This is a genomic window from Streptomyces nanhaiensis (assembly GCF_046614825.1).
Classification (GTDB): Bacteria; Actinomycetota; Actinomycetes; order Streptomycetales; family Streptomycetaceae; genus Streptomyces; species Streptomyces radiopugnans.
On record NZ_JBKJFM010000026.1, the window covers coordinates 12,640 to 31,567 of the forward strand.

Genomic DNA, 18,928 nt, shown 5'->3' on the forward strand with positions numbered 1-18,928 from the left:
CGTCCGCCCGGGTCCCCTGATGCGATGACAGATCTGCGCATCGAACGGGCGGACGGCGACGCAATGCTCGCCGCCTGGCGCCACGTCCACAACACCGTCATCCCCACCGCCCCGCTCTCCGCCGAGGAGGTGCTCGAACGCTCCGGACGCAACATCCTGGACGTCGCCCACCTCGGCGACGTCCTCGTGGGCTGCACGACGGTCCGCCCGCCCGCGGACGGCAACCGCACCGCCACGGTGATCGCCCGGGTGCTCCCCGGCCACCGCCGGCGGGGACACGGCACCGCGCTCTGCGAACGGGGGCTCGCACAGGCACGGGAGCTGGGAGCGGAGGTGATCGAGACGGTCGTCCTGGAGTCCAATCCGGACGGGCTCCGGTTCGCGCACCGGCACGGATTCACCGAGACCGACCGCTACGTGCTGCCGGGGCAGACCGTCCCCTTCATCGACCTGCGGCTGAACTGACCCCCGCCGCCGCTGTCCCGGAGCCCTCGGCCCGCGCCTCCGACGCCTCGCCGTCCCGCCGGGCCGCGGCCCGCACCAGCAGCACGTAGCCCGCCGCCGCGACCGCGCCCACCACCGCCGAGGCCGCCCACAGCGTCCCCGCCCCCCAGCGGTCGATCACGGACCCGGCCGCCAGCGGCGCGACCAGCGCGGCGAGCGACCACGAGAGCGTGTACACCCCCTGGTACCGACCCCGCCCGTACACCGGGGACAGCCGCGCCACCAGCCCCGTCTGGACGGGCGCGTTGACGATCTCGCCGAGTGTCCAGACGCAGATGACCAGCGCGTACGCCACCGTCGACCCGGCGAACGCCGTCAGCCCCATCCCGCCTCCGACCAGCAGCGAGGAGGCCACCAGCAGCCGGGCCGGGTCGCGGCGCTCGATGAGGCGGGTGACGGGGATCTGGAGGACGACGATCAGCACGCCGTTCGCCGCGATGGCCAGCCCGTAGTCGGAACTGCTCAGCCCCTTGGCGGCCATGTCCAGCGGCAGCGCCACGTACGTCTGCATGAACAGCAGGGCCACCAGGAAGCTCAGACCCACCACGGCCATGAACGGCCCGTCCCGCAGCACGTCCCCCATGGAGACCCCGGCCGCGCCCCTCCCGTCCTTCCCGCCCGTCCGTGCGGGCCCGGCCGCCGCCTCCGCGCCCGTCCCCGCCTCCCCGGCCGCCGCCTCCGCGCCCGTCCCCGCCTCCGGCCGGGACTCCGGCAGCTTGACGAAGACGAGCACCGCGCACACCAGCGTCAGCGCCGCCTCGCCGAGGAACAGCAGGAGGTAGCCGTGCTCGGCGAGCAGCCCGGCGGCGGAGGCCGAGACGGCGAAACCGAGGTTGATGGCCCAGTAGTTGAGCGAGAACGCCCGCATCCTGTCCTCGGGCGCCACGATGTCGGCGATCATCGCCTGCACCGCCGGCCGCGAGGCGTTGCTCGTGGCACCGACGGCGAAGGCGGCCGCCGCGATGGCCACCGGCTGCTCCATGAAGCCCAGCAGCGCCACCGAGAACGCCGTACCGAGCTGCGAGATCAGCAGAGTCGGACGCCGCCCCAGCCGGTCGGCCAGCACCCCCGCCCCGACGGAGGAGACCACCCCGCCCAGCCCGTACAGCGCGGCGACGAGACCGGCGTACGTCGCCGAGTGGCCGCGCTCGACGGTCAGGTACATCGCCAGGAAGGTGGCGACGAAGCCGCCGAGCCGGTTGACCAGAGTGCTGGTCCACAGCCACCAGAACGCTCGGGGCAGCCCCGACACACTTCGCAACACGGCACGCCTCCCGCGACCCGCCGGCCCGTAACGGCCGTCCCTGGAGCACGCACGTTACGAACACCCGCTCCCGCGCCTCCACCGAATTGACGCGGACCGTCAACCGGCGGCCCCGTACGCCCCGCCGGGCCCGCGTCTCGCCAGTCGGCCGCCCCCGGACCGCCCACCGGACGTCGATTAGGCTCGGGCCCATGGCCGACGCACCGTACAAGCTGATCCTCCTCCGCCACGGCGAGAGCGAGTGGAACGCGAAGAACCTGTTCACCGGCTGGGTGGACGTCAACCTGACCGAGAAGGGCGAGAAGGAGGCGGCCCGCGGCGGTGAGCTGCTCAAGGACGCCGGCCTGCTCCCCGACGTCGTGCACACCTCCGTCCAGAAGCGCGCCATCCGCACCGCGCAGCTCGCCCTGGAGGCCGCCGACCGCCTCTGGATCCCCGTCCGCCGCTCCTGGCGCCTCAACGAGCGCCACTACGGCGCGCTCCAGGGCAAGAACAAGGCGCAGATCCGCGAGGAGTTCGGCGAAGAGCAGTTCATGCAGTGGCGCCGCTCCTACGACGTCCCGCCGCCGGTCCTGGAGGACGGCGCCGAGTGGTCGCAGAGCGACGACCCGCGCTACGCGATGATCCCCAGCGAGCTGCGTCCGCGCACCGAGTGCCTCAAGGACGTGGTGATCCGGATGATGCCGTACTGGTACGACTCGATCGTCCCGGACCTGCTCACCGGCCGCACCGTCCTGATCGCCGCGCACGGCAACAGCCTCCGCGCGCTGGTCAAGCACCTCGACAACGTCTCCGACGCCGACATCGCGGGCCTGAACATCCCCACCGGCATCCCGCTGTCCTACGACCTGGACGCCGACTTCCACCCGGTCAACCCGGGCGGCACCTACCTCGACCCGGACGCGGCCAAGGCCGCCATCGAGGCCGTGAAGAACCAGGGCAAGAAGTAACCCGACCCCGCGGTCGAGCCCTCTGCCTGCGGTCTTTCCGCGAGTGGGGGGCTCGGCCGTTCCCCGGGGCCGGATGCGGGCCGACCACCGGCCCGCATCCGGCCCCCAGCGCTGCGCGGAATGGCCGAACCGCAAGGCGCTGTGTGCTGCGTGCATGCCACGATGTGGGACAGCGTAAGCGGCAGCTTCACCGATCAGCTGAATTCTGGGTGATCTTGAGCAAGAATCTCGCTCATGGATGAGGAGAAGACGGGCTCCGTCGATCTCACGAGCGCACGTGAGAGTGGGCGGGAGCTAATCACTCAGGCGTTCGAGGCGGCGAAGCGGAGTGGCAGCCCGAACTGGACGGAGATGACCACCGCCGTTCTCAAGAACCGACTTCTGGACATCACCGATCGCGCTTTCAGGGAGAGCGACTACGGAGCGCGAAGTATCGCCGATTTCATCAAGATCTATCCGGACATGCTTGCTCTGGACTTTTCTGCTGCCCCGCCGAAAGTAAGACTGATCGACGGCTCGAGGCGGAAGGGAACAGAATCTCCCCCGGCCGGTCGTGGAAGGATCCGGCCCGACCTGTGGCGTTCTGTCATGGACTACCGCTCTGGTGAGGACTATCGCTGGAACGGAAATCAGGCCGTCCCGGCCCGTTCACCCCTCTCCGAAGAAGAGGAAGCTCTGCCGAGCCTGCCGACTGTTTCGAGTGAAGAGCTCAGCGGATGGCGGCACTCCTTCCGGGAGGAGGTGCGGGAGGAAATGACGCTCGACGGGGACGAGAGTGAGCAGGTGGATGTCTGGGTACGCGAAGGGCTGCCGACCAGTAAGCTGCCCATTTCTGTCAGAAGACCGTGGAACGAGTACCTGAACAAGAAGGTCGTTGACCGTCTTTCTGCCTGGTTCCAGGAGAAGGCGCTGCAGGCGCCGGGCGACATGGTGCAGCACCAGACGCCGGGACGGGGTCCTGCCCGTGTCGGAGTCGGTCAGTTGCGAGAGTTTGTTCTTCGCTGCGTCCGGAGCATGACGGAGGAGGAGCTGAGAGCCGTCAGTCTTCCTCCTGCCGCGGTACTGCGCGCCTACGGGGGTGGAGGACAAGGCCTGCGTGACGCTCTCGGCAGGGCGGAGGAGAGGTGAGCGGGCAGGAGCGTACCCGGCCGTGGGAACAGCCGGCGGTGTACTTCTTCGCCCCTCCTGCCGGACGTGAGAGCAGAGATCAGGAAGAGATCCGCAGAGCCATCGGGAGGAAGTGCGGTACGGAGGATGTGGAACTCCACGTCCGTCGCGCAGAACTGGTGAGAGTGGCAGGCGGGCAGACATCGGGGCGCTCATTCAATCTGGTCAGGACAGAGGATGCCCGCGAGCTCTACTCGCAGATCCACCGGTCTCCGGTTATCGTCTTTTCCAGTCTCGGATGCTTCATCAGGAGGGATCCGAGCAGCAACCCTGTGCGAAAAAAGCAGCTTCTCAGTCTGGAGGGGTTCGTCAGGTACAAGGCGCACTTCCGCGTTTTCAGATCACCTGCGGAATGTGCGCGGTTCACCGAAGAGGTCTGCTCCTTGAGTGCGGCCTTCCCTGCTACGAGCGTGCACGACCCCCGTATCCTTCCGCTGCACGTTTTTGATTCTGAGCAGGAGTGGAGGAACCTGCAGGACGAGACAGGGGTCCGGGAGTTCAAGACTCTGTTCGGCAGAGGCGCTGTTCTGCTTGATCGAGGCCGCCGTGAGTGGGTGAAGGCGAGCGACATGCACGGGGGCGATGTTCTTCGGGTGTGCGGCATAGAGATACCCAGGGGATACCACTGGGATGTGACAAGGCGGAAGGGGGGCGAAAGGATCACGACCACCCACGAGGTGTGGAAACTCCCGGGAAGCAACTCGTACTGCAATATTTACCCGGACGGGTACATCAGGCAAGGGCAGGGAAGCGGTAAGAACAGGAGCAGGAAGGTCTGGCCCAGTTAATCAAGGCTTCAATAGAAATGCCTCACCATATTGAATGGTGAGGCATTCGCATAAGATTTTAACTTGTCGAGCGCTCTCGCTTGGCAAGGCTCGTGAGCAGCGATACCAGTGGACCGCAACCGAAGAGTTGCTTCGGGGCTCGACCGCTATAGTCGCGCCACTTAATCACTGCCAGCACCTTGCGAAGCTGGGTTGATTCGATGGCCGTCAAACCAACCCCTCCGGTGGGCTTGCGCCCCGCGGATCAACTCCAGGGTACAACCTGGTGGCTCAGGTCTCCAGTGCGGCGCAGCCCAGCAGCGACGAGCCGGAGGGAGTCGGCTCGTCACCGGTCTCGTGGCTGCGGCCCCGGCTCAGAGTCCGGGCCGGGCAAGTGGACCCTTGCCGACTCCCTGCGCCTCAGCCTTACAAGCCCCCATGCCGGCGGTTGAAGGCACAGGAGGTATCGACGGCGTCGAGAGGCCCTCTGCATCGTTGCGATGATCGCCCGGGTGCACCTGGGCGTTCCGCCGAAACAGGCGGAACATCACCCATGCGGTGGATAGCCTTCGGGAGCGGGCGCTCACCCTCGTGGCAGAGCCCAACGGCGAACGAAGGAGCAGGAGTTCATGCCGCACCCGGTCCAGGTCCGGAACCTGCGCAAGAAGCTGAGCGAGCGGTTCCGGCCGCTGATCTACATGTCGGACTGGGCCGGGCGGTCGGACGAGGAGCAGTGCTTCAGCAGCCGTGCGGTCGCCGCGCTCGCGGTGCAGATGGTGACCGGCCGGCCGGACGAGGAGGTGGCGCGGACGATCACCGACTGCGAGACGGACGAGGGCATCGACGCGGTCGCCGTGGAGGGACGGGAGATCATCCTCGTCCAGGCCAAGTGGAACGACAGGGGGAACGCCGGGTTCAACAGAGGCGACGTGTCCGCCGTCGTCCGGGGGATGCGGTACCTCTTCCGGCGGGAGTTCGAGCGGTTCGGCGAGAAGATGGCCCCCCACGTGGACGAGCTCACCCGCGCGCTGAACGCGCGACGGCCGCGGGTGACCCTGGTCCTCGCGCTGGTCACCGGGACCGAGCTGCACCACAACACCAGGAGGCTCCTCGACGAGGAACTACAGGAGCTGCGCGGACACAACCCGGATCTGATCGGCTGCGAGATCATCAACCTCCAGGACATGTACCAGGCCATCCTGGGGGACCAGGCCCGGCGGAAGGTTGATCTCGACATCGAGCTGGACAGTCCGGGCAGGGTGGAGAACTCCTTCCGCATGTACTACGGCACCGTCACCGCCTCGACGGTGGCCGACTGGTACGCGGGGGAGAACGGCGGCATCCTCACCGCCCGGAACGTCCGCGACGCCCTTGGTGACAGCCAGGTCAACTCCACCATCCGGGACTCCCTCATCCGGGAGCCGGAGAACTTCCTGTACCTGAACAGCGGCATCACCCTCGTCTGCGACCGGATCGAGCCCAAGGGCGTGGACTCCCCCCGGCGCTGGGCACCCGTGGGGCTGCATCTCGAAGGCGCCAACGTGATCAACGGCGCCCAGACCGGTGACGCGGTGCGCAGAGTGATGGAGACGCACCCCGATTGTGCCGCGCGCGGGCGGGTGCAGGTCCGGATCATCTCGCTGGAGGACTGCCCCGAGGACTTCGGCGACCGGATCACCATCGCGGCCAACACCCAGAACCCCATCGAGGCCCGGGACTTCCGCGCGCTGGAGCAGGAGCAGCTCGATCTGCGGGACGACTTCCGGCTCTCGCTGGACCGCACGTACGCCATCAAGCGGGGCGAGGGCGAGCCCGCCCGGGACGACGGGTGCACCATGGAGGAGGCGGCTCTCGCCCTCGCCGCGGCGCACCGGGAGCCGGGCTTCGCCGCCGAGGCGAAGCGGAACCCGGCGTGGCTGTGGGAGAGGAGGAACTACGGGGCGGTCTTCGGGCACATGCCGACCGCTCACCGGGTGTGGCGCTGCGTCGGCCTGCTCCGTGCGGTGCGTGACGCGCTGGGCACCCCGGAGGGAACGCCGAGTCGCCGTGCGACCCAGGTGGCCGAGCACGCGGACCTCCTCCTGACCCACGCGCTGTTCCACACCATGGAGACCGGCGACCTGGACGACGAGGACGCCGAGCAGCTCTGGCAGGAGCAGCTGGCCCGGGTACCGGCGCGGGTGCGGCGGGCGGTACCGCTCATGGTCGATGTCGTGGACGCCGCGCACGGCCGGACCAGCCAGATCGCCAAAGCCGTCACCCTGCCGGAACGCGCCACGGAGGTGGCGGACCGGCTCCGCGAGCTGCTGCTCCTGGAGGAGTCCTCCCCGGCCGAACCGCTGGAACCGGCCGGGCCGGCGGCCGAGGACACGACGGTTCCCCCGGCTCAGCCGGCCGCCGGGGGACGCACCACCCGCGCGGTCACCAGGATCGTCGAGCAGGGGCTCATCGCGGAAGGCACCGTCCTGACGTTGCGCCCCGACACCGAGGCCGACCACAAGAACCTTCCGCGCTGGGTCCAGGAGGACCCGCGGCGGGGGCAGGCCACCTGGCGGAACAGCAAGAGCAGTCCTCTCGTGTGGGTCGCGGACGGCCAGGCGTACTCGCCCTCCCGCCTGGTCCGCCACATCCGCCGGGTGGCGATGGGCAACGAGCAGCAGGTGCAGGGGACGAAGTACTGGGTCACCCCGGACGGGCGCTCCCTGGTCCAGATCGCCGAGGCCGCTTCCGGCGCGGAGGAGGACTCCGAAGGCTGAGGAGCGACGGGCCGGCCTGCTGTCGGGGAGGGAGCGGAGTGGGGCCGGGGGCCGACAGTGCCCTCCCTTAGTCTGGGGCGGTGCACGGCAGACCGACAGGCGGTGCGCATCAGATCAATACGGGACAAGGTGGGCGCTGGCGAGATGGGTGACGAGCAGCTGGGCTTCGACATGCCGGGGGAGGACGGGCGGAAGCCGGAGAAGGCGGGCGAGGCGGCGCGGGAGAAGCAGAACCGCGAGGAGGAGCCCGCGGAGCCGCGCAAGCTCCAGGACGACGAGGTCTTCGACTACATCACCGGCGACAAGGTGGTGAAGCTCACTGAGGCCGAGCGGGTACGCCAGCACATCGCCCGGGCACTTGTCCATCAGTACGGCATCGACCCGCGCGACATGGAGGCCGACTTCCCGATCTCCGTCCTGAACGAGGAGACCGGCCGCAGGACCCGTCGTCGCGCGAGCATCGCGATCTTCGAGCACGACAAGCCGCACGAGCTGCGGTACGTCCGCCGGATCGTCGTCACCAAGCCCCGCCCCAAGGAAAGCCGCACCGTCTCCAAGATCCGTACGTTCGCCCGTGCCAAGGAACAGGTCGACGAGGTCGCCGCGCTGATGCACGGGGCCGGCCCCGAGTGTGTGTACGGCCTGTGGACGGACGACAAGGACCTGTACTTCATCCACCGCGACACCTCCTCGCCGTTCGAGGAGAAGTACCGGCCGCTGCTGAACTGGCCCCGCGGTGACGCCACCGCCTTCGACGCACAGGGGAACGCCTCCTCGCTCGCCATCATGCGGCGGGCCGACGAGACCATGCTGCGGTTCGCCTTCCGCCGCTGCCACAACTACATCCACGGCAACGAGGGCCTGCCCAAGGACGCCGCCTTCTGGCAGTTCCTGTACGTCCTCTTCGCCAAGCTCCACGACGAGCGCCTGGTCCGCGAAGAGGGGCAGGAGACCCGCTTCTACATCGACAGCACGGACATCGCCGCTGCTGCCGAGGACGAGACGGGCAGCCCGGCCGTCGCCGCCCGGGTGAGGGAGCTCTTCGAGGACGTCAAGAAGTTCTACGCCGAGCAGAACCGGTTCGACGAGTACGACCGTCTCACCCTCAGCGACGGCGCCCTCACCTTCATTGCCCGCCAGTTGGCCACCTACCGCTTCCAGAACTCCTCCATGGACGCGATTGGCGCCGCCTACCAGGAACTCGTCGGCGCCAATCTGCGCGGTGACCGTGGTCAGTACTTCACTCCGTCCAGCGCGGTGCGGCTCATGGTCGAGATCCTCGACCCCGAGGAGGATGAGACCGTCTTCGACCCGTGCTGCGGCACCGGCGGCTTCCTGCGCGAGAGCCTGCTGCATCTGGTGCACAAGTGGCTGCCCGAGGACGAGCAGTCGCTGTCAGTTCAGGAGCGGGCCCGGCTGGAGGCCGCTCTCCGGGATCGGCTCGGTGAGTATGCCAAGGACCGGATCTTCGGCGCGGACTTCGACCCCTTCCTGACCCGGGCCACCGCGTTCGGCGTGATGATGCTCACCGACCGCGCAGGCAACACCTTCCAGATGGACTCCCTCGCCTTTCCCCGGAGCGGCGCCCTGCCCGGTGTGGAACGTGCCATGGAGCGCCTCGACCGCATCGGCCCCGGCAAGGTCGACGTCCTGCTGACCAACCCGCCCTTCGGTACCGACATTCCCGTTTCCGGACCGGTCCTGGAGCAGTTCCGCAAGGACGAGTCCGGTGCGGAGAAGCCGAGCGTCGCCTACGGCTGGTCCCGGGGGAAGGACGGCAGTCTCAGGCGCGGCAAGCCGGCTCTCTCCATTGCCCCGGAGAAGCTTTTCGTCCAGAAGGCGGTCGAGTGGGTACGTCCCGGCGGCCGTATCGGCATCGTCCTCCCCAACGGAATCCTGTCCAACCCGGGGCCCGACGACGAGGCGGTACGCCAGTACATCCTCGACGAGTGCTGGGTGATGGCCAGTGTCGAACTGCCCGTGGAGACCTTCATCGTGGGCGCGGGTGTCAATATCCTCACCACCCTGCTCTTCCTGCGGAGGAAGACCGAGCGGGAGAAGTACGAGGAACGGCTGCACGGCCCGGCCGACTACCCGGTCTTCATGGCCGTCGCGGAGAAGGCCGGAGTCGACCGGCGCGGCAACCTGCTGTACGTGCGGGACGCCCGGGGCGACCTCGTGGTGCGGGAGTACGAGGAGACGGACGAGATCGTCGTCAACGGTGTTGCGATTCCGCGCACCATCAAGCGCCGTTCCCCGGTCCTCGACGACGACCTGATGCCCCTGCGGGACCGGCCTCCGTACCACGACCGGCCGAGCATTATCACCGAATACCACAAGTTTGTGGAGCGGTACGCCGGTGAGTTCCCCTGGGAGAAGGGGGCGGATTCGTGAAGGTCGCCGAGCAGGGCAATCCGGCCAGACGCCGGTGGCTCGATGCGCAGGGACTGCGGCTGGACGCGAAGCCCTACCTGTCGGGAGCGTTCGTGATGCGGCGGCTGCTGGAGCGGCTGCCGGTGGAGAAGACGCCGCTGAAGGAGGTCACGGCGGGGCACGCCGGGGGGATCTTCAACGGGCCGAAGTTCCGGCGGGTCTACGTCACCGACCCCGAGTACGGCGTGCCGTTCGTGGGCAGCAAGGATATGCAGTTGGCCGATTTCACCAATCTGCCGCTCCTGAGGAAGGCCGATGCCGAGTCGACACAGTTGTCCTACCTGAAACTGAAGCCCGGCATGACGCTGATCTCCTGCTCGGGGTTCAACGCCGGAAGGCGGGCGTATGTGCGTCCGGACATGGGCGGCTTCTGGTCCTCGCAGGACGTTCTCAAGGTTGAGCCCAACCCTGACCGGATCGCCTTCGGGTACCTGCACGCCTTTCTAGCCAGCCGGTTCGGTGAAGTGCTCGTCAAGGAGTCGATCTACGGGTCGTCCGTCAAGCACATCGAGCCTCACCACATCGAGAACATCCCCGTGCCGCGGTTCGGCGCGGCAGAGGAGAAGGAGATCCACGAACTCGTCCAGGAGGCGGCCGAGTTGCGCGCTGCCTACCAGAGAGGCCTCACCGAGGCCACCCGGGATCTGTTCACCACGGCCGGCCTCGAAGACCTGCTCGACCTCAAGTGGCACGAGCAGGGCCGGGATCTGGGCTTCGCCCAGTCCGGGGTGAGTGCCACGACGCTGCGTGCCCTGAACTTCCAGCCCCGCGCCCGGCGCATCCTGGAACGGCTGGCGTCGGTGGAGCATGTGACGTTGGGGGAGGTGTGCGAGGGGGGGAGGTTGAGAACAGGAGCGCGGTTTAAGCGTATTGATGCCGACCCCGCCCACGGTGTCCGGCTCATCGGGCAACGTCAAGCTTTCTGGGTGCGGCCGGAAGGACGCTGGATCAGCCCTGAAAGGGCCCCTGAAGATGTAATGCAGCGAAATGAGACTGTCCTCGTCGCTGCCCATGGCACTCTGGGTGAGAATGAAGTTTATGGTCGTTCGATCCTGGTCACAGGCTCCTGGCTGAGGCATGCTTTTAGCCAGGACTTTCTGCGCGTGCTTAGTGGAGACGCGGATATCCCGGGAGCCTACCTCTTTGCCTTCTTCCGTGCGGACGCGGCGTTCCGGATTATCCGTTCCATGAGCGTCGGCGGAAAGCAGCAGGAGTATCACACTGAGCTCGTTCGAAAAATTCCTATCCCGCTTGTTGCAACTTCGGACCGTAAGCGAATTGCTGAGAGTGTCCGCGAGGCGTACCGGCGGCGTGATGAGGCAGACTGCAAGGAAGATGCTGCTCTCGCCAAGCTGGAGGAAGCTGTAGTGCTGCACACGGGTGCCACTACCGGCTGATGCAGGAGGGTGCTCGCTTCGCAGCGGGCCCTGGAATGTTTCCAGGGCCCGCTGCGCGTGATGCCCTTACAGCGAGTCGTTCTTGAGGCCGTCGATGAAGTGCTGCCAGGTCCTGCGGCCCAGTATCAGCGCAGGCCCGGCAGTGTCCTTGCTGTCCCGGACGGGGACTACGCCGGAGAAGCTGTCGGCAACCTCGACGCAGTTCCCTCCGTCTGGGTTGCTGTAGCTGGACTTACGCCACTGTGCGGTACTCAGTCCGTCTGCTGCTCGCATGAGTTGAAGCCTTCCATCGCTGCTTCGATCATCGCCGCTGAGTCCTGCGGCGGCAGGGCAGAGGCCCTGAGCAGATCGTAAGCCCGCTGGTGCTGCTTCACTTCGTTCGGTTCCTCGGCGAGGTAGCCGTCGTACCGGCCCTCGAAGTAGGTGATTACCTTGTGTCCTGGCAGGTGCAGAAGCGTGAGAGGGGCAGCAAGGAGCGTGTGTTCCCCATGTGCGAAAGGGAGCACCTGGATCCCTACATGTGGGGATTCGGCCAGCACCAAGAGCTCGGCGAGCTGTCCACGCATCGTCGCGGGACCGCCCACGGGCCGCCGCAGTACCGCCTCTTCCAGCACCGCCCACAGGTGCGGCCCGTCCGGTTCCCGCAGCCTCACCTGCCTCTCCAGCCGTAGCGCCACCTTCCGTTCGATCTCCTCCTCCGACGCCTCCGGCGCCCCGACTCGCAGTACCGCCCGCGCGTACGCCTCGGTCTGGAGCAGGCCGGGGACGAGGTGGCCCGCGTACTCGTGGATGTCGGTGGCCTGGTCGGCGAGCTCCATGAACTGGCGGTACCGGTCCGGGTACCGCTCCTGCTGCACGATGCGCCACAGGCCCTCGAAGAGGCCGCCGGTGCCGAACGCCGCGTCCAGCTTGGACGAGATCGGCGGCAGCGGCAGGCGTTCGGCGATCTCGATGCCGTGCAAATGGGTCTTGCTGTAGTTCACGACCTCCGACAGGCGGTCGAGCGAGAGCCCGGCGAGCTGCCGCTGGCGGCGGAGCTCCGCGCCGTAGAGGTCCCGCGCGGAGCGGAACGGGTCGAGTTCACGGGTGATCGCGGCCATGTGTTCCCCCTGATGTCGGTGTGCTGACGTGCTGTTCCGCGTCCCCGGCGGGGATGCCGTCACCCTGTCCACGGCAGTGGCGCACGGTGACGATATGGGTGCGAAAAGTGAGAACGGAGGGAGTGTGAAAGGCGCATCCCCGCGCACAGGAGGCGCACGTGCCCCAGCGCAAGGCCGACCGGACCACCCCCACCACCCCCGCCGCACCAGCCATCCCCGCCACCCGGAACCGCGCGGCGGTCGCCGCCGCGGCGCAGGCCCACGCCGAGGCGGCCCGTGCCGCCCGCGCCGGACACGAGGCGCGGCGTCTCCCGCCCGGCACGCTCGCCCACGACGTCCGGCGGGAGCGCCGGGGCGTCGTCATGGACCCACCAGGACGGTTACGTCAGCGGGGGCGTGGAGTGGACCGCGAGGCCCGGGGAGGTCGAGCCGGTGGGCGACGACGACGCCGGTGGCGTGCCGGACGCGCTGCTGCGGTCCCGGATCGCCGCGGCCAACGCCCGCAGCCGTGGCGAGATGCTGTGATCGTCGATCACGCGAACTTCCGGCGCGTTGTCGGTGATGCGTCCTAGAGTGTCCAGTGACACATCCGACAGTGAAGAACCGTGCACGCACCGGCACTTGACGGCCGGAGCGCGCGTACGGAAGCAGGAGCGGGGAGCGGGGCGATGGCGCGGATCATCCCGATCGGGGAGCCGGCCAACGAGGCCGAGCGCATGGTGCTGCGTCATCTGCGCGAGCACGGACCCGACACGTGGACGGTGGTGTCCAACTTCGAGCTGTCCTACGGGCCGGGCCGGCAGGTGTTCGAGGTGGACCTGGCGATCCTCACCGACCACGCCTGCTACATCGCGGACACCAAGGGCACGCTCGGCCGTATCGAGGTGCGCGGCGGGCGCTGGTATCCCGAGGGCCGGACGCCATTCGCCAGCCCGGTGCGCAAGGTCCGCAGCCACGCGCGGGTCACCGCGGGGCTGCTGGGGCGTTCCCGGGCCGCGACCGCAGCCCTCGGCTCGGTGTGGTGCGAGGGGCTGGTGATCCTGCCGTACCCCAGCGCCGTCCTGTACGACCCGGCCGGCCTGGACGAGCGGAACACCGTCCACCTGAGCGAGCTGGTGTCCTTCCTGCGGGAGCACCGTCCGCCCGACAACCGGCCGCTGAAGAGCGTCTCGGACCTCCATGACGACCTGGCCCGCGTCTTCCAGGCGGAGACCCGCCCGCCCTCCGGGCCGCGCCGCTTCGGCAACTACGAGGTCGTGGAGACCCTCCACGAGGCCGACCCCTCCGAGCCGTTCGAGGAGGGCGAGGACCCGGCCCGGCGGGTGTCCGTCTACCGGGTGCGCCTGGCCGACCAGCCGCAGTCGGGGACGCACATCCTCCAGGTGCATGCGGTGGACCCGCTGCTGTCGGAGTCCGCGCGCTCCACGGCCCACGCCCGTATCGGCAACCCTGTCCAGGCGCTCAACAAGCTCCCGTCCTGCCCGAACATCGTCCCGTGCACCACCTCCTTCCCGCTGGAGGACGGGGACGGGTACGCCGTCGTCCTCAAGGACGTGCACGCCGACGCGCTGCGGATCAAGCTCGACGCCAAGGGGCAGGGCGCGCTCGGCGCCGACGCGAAGCGGCGCGTCGTGGACGGTGTGCTCAGCGCCCTCGCCGTCGCGCACGCCCACCGGGTGGTGCACCGGCACCTCACCCCGGACACCGTGCTCGTCGGGCGCAACGGCGTCGCGATGCTCACCGGCTTCGACTACGCCCATCCCGGCCCGCCGCGCCCCCGGGAGCTCACCCTGGGCATGGAGGCGTTCCAGTACCAGCCCGCCGCCTACCTCGCACCCGAGTGCCACGACCGTCCCGGTGTCTTCTCGCCCGCCACGGACCTGTACGCGGCCGGGGTGCTCTTCCACGAGCTCTACACCGGTGAACTCCCCGTCCGCGAGGCGGGCGGCATACTGCTCGACGCCCTCGACGACGCCGACCGGATCGACCCCGACCTCAAGGCCGTGATCCGGGCGCTGCTCTCCGACGACCCGGCCGCCCGGCCGCCCGCCCGCGAGGCGATCGGCCGGCTCTCCCTGGTGGACTCTGGCAGGGCCCGGGCCCGGGCCCGGGCCCTGCCAGAGCGGGACGAGGAGCGCGAGCCGTTCGACTGGGACAACCCGCACAGCTACGACAACCTCCCCGAGGGCTTCCGCCTCACCGAGAAGTTCCGGGTCCGCGCCCGGCTGGGGCACGGGCAGTTCGGTGTCGTCTACCGGGTCTTCAACACCCTCGACGACACCGACGAGGTCCTGAAGATCATCACGAGGGACCGGGAGTCCGTCGAGGAGCGCCTCAAGGACGAGTACCGCATCCTCCGCAAGATCCCTCCCCACCCCAACCTGGTGCGCCTCATCGACGCCGAATGGCTCCCCAGGGGCCGCTTTCCCTACCTGCGGATGGAGTACGCCGAGGGCCGGGACCTGCAACGGGTCCTTGGCCGGGACCGCACCCTGGGCCCGGCCGACGTGCGCAAGCTGCTCGAGGACTGCCTCGCCGGTCTCGCGCACCTGCACGCCGAGAGCGTCTTCCACTGCGACATCAAGCCCAGCAACCTGCTGTGGACCGCCGACGGCGCCCGGATCCTCGACTTCAACGCGGCCGTCTCCGCCGACTCCACCCTCACCCCCGTTCTCGGCTCGCCCCGCTACCTCGCACCCGAGGCCACCGGTCTGAAGCGCCCCAGCCGCGAGGAACTCGCCGACCTCGACCTCTTCGCCCTCGGCGTCTCCGCGTACGAGGCGCTCACCGGCGGCTACCCCTGGGAGGGGCGGCAGACCCCGCAGCGCGGTGCGGAGCCCGCCGACCCGCGCGGGCTGCCCGGTCTCGGAGACCTCGACCCCGACTTCACCGCCGTACTGCGGCGTGCCATCGCACCGCGCCGCTTCCAGCGCTACCGCGACGCCGAGGAGTTCCAGGGCGAGCTCACCGCCGTGCGCGAGGTGCGGATCGTGCCGCGGGCACGGACGGCCCCGCCACGGCCCGCGGCGGCCGGTGACACGGCCGGCACCAACCCCTTTGTCAGCCATCTGCAGACCCTCTACAGCCAGAGCAACCGCACCAACGCGGGCACCCGTGGCCTGGACCCGGCCGCCTTCCCCCTCTACGTCGACACCGCCCTCGACACCGCGCTGCGTCCGCACGTCCTGGAGGGCCGCCACCGCCTCGTCGTCATCACCGGGAACGCCGGGGACGGCAAGACGGCCTTCTTGGAGCGCCTCGCCGAAGAGGCCCGGCGGCGCTCGGCCGACTTCGGCGAGCCGCGCCCCAACGGCGAGGACTTCACCCTGGACGGCCGCTCCTTCCACACCAACCACGACGGCAGCCAGGACGAGGGCGGCACCGACAACGACACCGTCCTGGACGCCTTCCTCGCCCCCTACCGGGGGACGGACCCCACGGCATGGCCCGACGACCAGACCCGGCTCATCGCCGTCAACGAGGGCCGCCTCGTCGACTTCGTCACCCGGCACGAGGACCGCTATCCGCTGCTGGCGGCCACCGTCCGCGAAGGATTGTCCACCGGGCGCGATGCCCATGGCGTCACCGTCGTGAACCTCAACGCCCGCGATGTCCTCGCCGACCCCGGGGGCGGCAAGCAGCCGATCATGCACCGCATGGTGGCCGCCATGACGGACGGACGGCACTGGGCGGCCTGCGGCTCCTGCCGGCTCGCCCCGCGCTGCTACGCCCTCCACAACGCCCGAACCTTCTCCCACCCCACAGCGGGGGCCCAGATCACCGCGCGCCTCGCCACCCTCTACCGCATGGCGCACCTGCGCGGCCGCCTCCACATCACCCTGCGCGACCTGCGCTCCGCCCTCGCCTACACCCTCACCTCGGGCCGCGACTGCGCCCAGATCCACGCCCTCCACGGACGCCAAGCGAGTGGCGAGCCCGAGGCGTCCCAGGAGCTCCTCGACAGCCTGTACTTCACCAGCTGGACCGGGACGCACACCGGCGAGGACCGCGCGGACGAGCGTGACCGCCTCCTCGCCCAACTGCGCGACCTCGATGTCGCCACTGTCCCCGATCCCCAGCTGGACCGGCGGCTCGACTACACCGGACCCGCCGCCGGGCACAGCCTCGTCTCCTTCGACCAGCGCGGCGACCTCGACGAGCGGCTGCTCACCGAGAGCTTCCGGGCCCTGCCCCGCACCCACCTCGCCGACCGCGCCCAGATCTCCGCGCACCGGGCCTATCTCGCCGCGGCCCGGCGCCGCTTCTACTTCGAGAGCCTCGACGGCACCCGCTGGACCCGGCTGCTCCCCTACCAGGCGGCCGACCGCTTCCTCCACCTCCTGTCCACCGGCCGGCCCGGCCCGGAGGAGCTCACCCGCGTCATCGAGGCGGTCAACCGGGGGGAGGACATGCCGCGCACCCCCGGGCGGGAGGGCCGCGACCTCGCCCTCCAGGTACGGGCCGTGCCCGGCGGCACCGTGCGCAGCCACCGCCTGTTCCCCGCGGACAGCTTCACCATCGCCGTCGCCCGGCCGCCTGCCTCGCCGTACGTCGAGACGAGCCCCCGCGAACTCGTCGTGCACCACCATCCCGGGGACGAGCGCGCCCACCGCGCCCGGCTCACCGTCCGCCTCGACCTGTACGAGCTGCTCGACCGGCTGCACCGGGGCCACCAGCCCGGTGTGGCGGACCGGCAGGGGCAGAACCTCGCGCTGGCCGTCTTCAAGAACGCCCTGGCCGCCACCTCCTACCAGGAGGTGCTCCTCAACGCGCCCGGCTCCCCGCCCTACCGGCTCAGCAGGCTGCCGGACGGCGCCCTGCGCCTGGCTCCCGCCGGGCAGGCCCCCGCCGGACCGGGCGCCGCACAGGACACGGAAGGAGCCCGCTGATGGCACTGCGCCGACGCGACACCGAGCTCAAGCACCTCGGCGTCTCCTACCTGGAGTTCAAGCGCGTCCAGATGGACCGGGTGCTGACCGGCTTCCTCATGCGCCTCAACCACAAGGGCTTCACCAGCCGCATGGTGCGGCGCAACAACCTGTCGGCGGCGGAGTACGTGGGCGAGTTCACCGCCGACCAGCACGCGGACAGGTTCCAGGGCTTCGCCGAGCATCCCGACATGGCCCGGCGGTGGATCGAGACCCAGCTCCTGGACATGGTCAACCGGGGCAGGCCCACCCAGGCGGTCGCCGGCCTGCGTCCCCTGCACGGCCTCACCTACAAGTTCCGCGACTACTACCGCTCCCGCCCGTACGGGGCCGACGCCCAGCTCTACGAGATGCTGAGGCACGCGCGTGGCCCCTACGGGATGCTCGCCCTGGACCAGCTCCGGAAGTTCTTCTTCACCGGGCTCGACACCGCCGGCGCCGGCTCCGCCCGGACCGCGCCCGTCGACGTGGAGACCCAAGCGGTGCTCCACCTCAACAGTCAGGTGAAGGCGGACAGCCCGCACAGCGTCAAGGGCTGGTACTCCACGCCTCCGCTGTGCGTGGGGCAGGCCGATCTCCTCGCCGACGACGTGGTGCGGCTGCTGTCCCTCAAGGACCTGCTGCCCCGCATCACCATGGTGGAGTACCTGAAGATCCTCTTCGCCTTCCATCTCGCGCTCGGCCAGCTCAAGACGATGAAGCTGCTGCCCGCGGCGGTGGCCCGGTCGGGGACCGACCCGGCCTGCGCCCGCGACCGCTGCCCCGCCACCGCGGACGCGCCCGATCCCCTCGCCGGGTGCCCGTTCCGGATCGGGCTCTTCGTCGACGTGGCCGGGGTGCCCGGCACCCCCGCCGCCGCGCTCGCCGAGCACAGCGCCGAGCACTGGCTGCGCCGCATCCCCGACTTCGTACGCGCCGCGTACACCGTCCGCAAACTGGACGACTTCGCCGAGCACCTCGTGGGCCAGGGCAAGACGGCGAAGCCGCAGCGGGGCCACTTCACCGTGTCCGAGCTGCTGCGTTTCGGCACCGACTCCTACCGCAGGCTCCGCGACGAGTTCTTCGGCGCCCGGCTCACCTCGATCCTCGACGACACCCCGGTCAGCGAGCAGCCCGAGGAGGTCCGGCCCCTGCTGGACGCGTCCATGGGGCTCGACCCCTTCGAGCAGTACCTCGAACTCCTGATGGCCTACCGCGGCCGCTACCACCACAAGTACATCGTCGACACCATCGACTCCCTCCTGCTCAAGAACCGGCCCGGTGCGGCCATCACCCAGCCCCACGGCGGCCGCCGCCGCTTCGTCCTGGACAGCGCCCTGCTGGAGGTACTGGTGCAGGTTGCGCTGCTGCGCCTGAACCCCCGCAGCAGCTCCTCCCCGTACACCCACCACACCGTCTCCCTCCGGCTCGACGAGTTCCTGGCCCTGCTGCGCGACCGGTACGGACTCCATGTGGACCGCCTTCCGGCCCAGGACGGCTTCGGCGCCGCGGGGCTGGAGGAGGAGACGGCGCTGCGGGTCAACACCGAGGCGTTCACCACCCGGATGCGTGAGATCGGCTTCTACGACGACCTGTCGGACGCCTACCTCACCCAGGTGATCACTCCCAGATTCACCATCACCGAAGACGGCACGGTCGCGACGGGCGGAAGGTAGGCACGGG

Annotated in this window: 13 protein-coding genes; 10 read left to right on the forward strand and 3 right to left on the reverse strand. The window is 69.3% G+C overall.

Annotation, left to right across the window (positions count from 1 at the left end; translation table 11 throughout):
- Positions 1-24: 24 nt before the first annotated feature.
- Positions 25-465, forward strand: a complete 441-nt coding sequence (locus ACLIYP_RS09375) for a GNAT family N-acetyltransferase (RefSeq protein ID WP_412712673.1) — start codon at positions 25-27, stop codon at positions 463-465.
- On the opposite strand, the gene ACLIYP_RS09380 is transcribed toward ACLIYP_RS09375, so the two are convergent.
- Complete coding sequence (locus ACLIYP_RS09380) at positions 443-1,768, reverse strand: MDR family MFS transporter (protein WP_412712674.1); 1,326 nt, start codon at positions 1,766-1,768, stop codon at positions 443-445. The genes ACLIYP_RS09375 and ACLIYP_RS09380 overlap by 23 nt on opposite strands.
- Before the next feature lie 191 nt (positions 1,769-1,959).
- Between ACLIYP_RS09380 and ACLIYP_RS09385 the strand changes: the two genes are divergently transcribed.
- From ACLIYP_RS09385 to mads5, 6 genes are all read left to right on the forward strand, one after another.
- A complete protein-coding gene (locus ACLIYP_RS09385; RefSeq protein WP_412712675.1) occupies positions 1,960-2,718 on the forward strand; it encodes a phosphoglyceromutase in 759 nt (252 codons plus the stop codon).
- A 234-nt stretch (positions 2,719-2,952) separates the two neighbouring features.
- Positions 2,953-3,846 (forward strand): hypothetical protein, encoded by an 894-nt coding sequence (locus ACLIYP_RS09390; protein WP_412712676.1) that lies wholly within the window; start codon positions 2,953-2,955, stop codon positions 3,844-3,846.
- Positions 3,843-4,673 (forward strand): hypothetical protein, encoded by an 831-nt coding sequence (locus ACLIYP_RS09395; protein ID WP_412712677.1) that lies wholly within the window; start codon positions 3,843-3,845, stop codon positions 4,671-4,673. Before ACLIYP_RS09390 ends, ACLIYP_RS09395 begins: the two co-directional genes overlap by 4 nt.
- Before the next feature lie 608 nt (positions 4,674-5,281).
- Entirely contained in the window at positions 5,282-7,408 is a 2,127-nt protein-coding gene (locus tag ACLIYP_RS09400; protein ID WP_412712678.1) for an AIPR family protein, read from the forward strand.
- A 144-nt stretch (positions 7,409-7,552) separates the two neighbouring features.
- Positions 7,553-9,802, forward strand: coding sequence for a methylation-associated defense system DNA methyltransferase MAD2 (mads2, locus tag ACLIYP_RS09405; RefSeq protein ID WP_412712679.1), 2,250 nt, complete (start codon positions 7,553-7,555; stop codon positions 9,800-9,802).
- Complete coding sequence (gene mads5, locus ACLIYP_RS09410) at positions 9,799-11,238, forward strand: methylation-associated defense system restriction endonuclease subunit S MAD5 (RefSeq protein WP_412712680.1); 1,440 nt, start codon at positions 9,799-9,801, stop codon at positions 11,236-11,238. The genes mads2 and mads5 overlap by 4 nt, the downstream gene beginning before the upstream one ends.
- Before the next feature lie 66 nt (positions 11,239-11,304).
- Here mads5 and ACLIYP_RS09415 read toward each other — a convergent pair whose 3' ends face one another.
- Positions 11,305-11,511, reverse strand: a complete 207-nt coding sequence (locus ACLIYP_RS09415; protein ID WP_412712681.1) for a DUF397 domain-containing protein — start codon at positions 11,509-11,511, stop codon at positions 11,305-11,307.
- Complete coding sequence (locus ACLIYP_RS09420) at positions 11,490-12,338, reverse strand: helix-turn-helix domain-containing protein (RefSeq protein ID WP_412712682.1); 849 nt, start codon at positions 12,336-12,338, stop codon at positions 11,490-11,492. Before ACLIYP_RS09420 ends, ACLIYP_RS09415 begins: the two co-directional genes overlap by 22 nt.
- A gap of 396 nt (positions 12,339-12,734) precedes the next feature.
- Here ACLIYP_RS09420 and ACLIYP_RS09425 point away from each other — a divergent pair, with 396 nt between their 5' ends.
- The 3 genes from ACLIYP_RS09425 to mads7 all read left to right on the forward strand — a co-directional run bounded on the left by ACLIYP_RS09425 (position 12,735) and on the right by mads7 (position 18,921).
- Positions 12,735-12,863 (forward strand): hypothetical protein, encoded by a 129-nt coding sequence (locus tag ACLIYP_RS09425; protein WP_412712683.1) that lies wholly within the window; start codon positions 12,735-12,737, stop codon positions 12,861-12,863.
- A gap of 143 nt (positions 12,864-13,006) precedes the next feature.
- A complete protein-coding gene (gene mads6, locus ACLIYP_RS09430; RefSeq protein WP_412712684.1) occupies positions 13,007-17,227 on the forward strand; it encodes a methylation-associated defense system protein kinase MAD6 in 4,221 nt (1,406 codons plus the stop codon).
- A complete protein-coding gene (gene mads7 / locus ACLIYP_RS09435) occupies positions 17,227-18,921 on the forward strand; it encodes a methylation-associated defense system protein MAD7 (RefSeq protein ID WP_412712685.1) in 1,695 nt (564 codons plus the stop codon). Before mads6 ends, mads7 begins: the two co-directional genes overlap by 1 nt.
- Positions 18,922-18,928 lie beyond the last annotated feature (7 nt).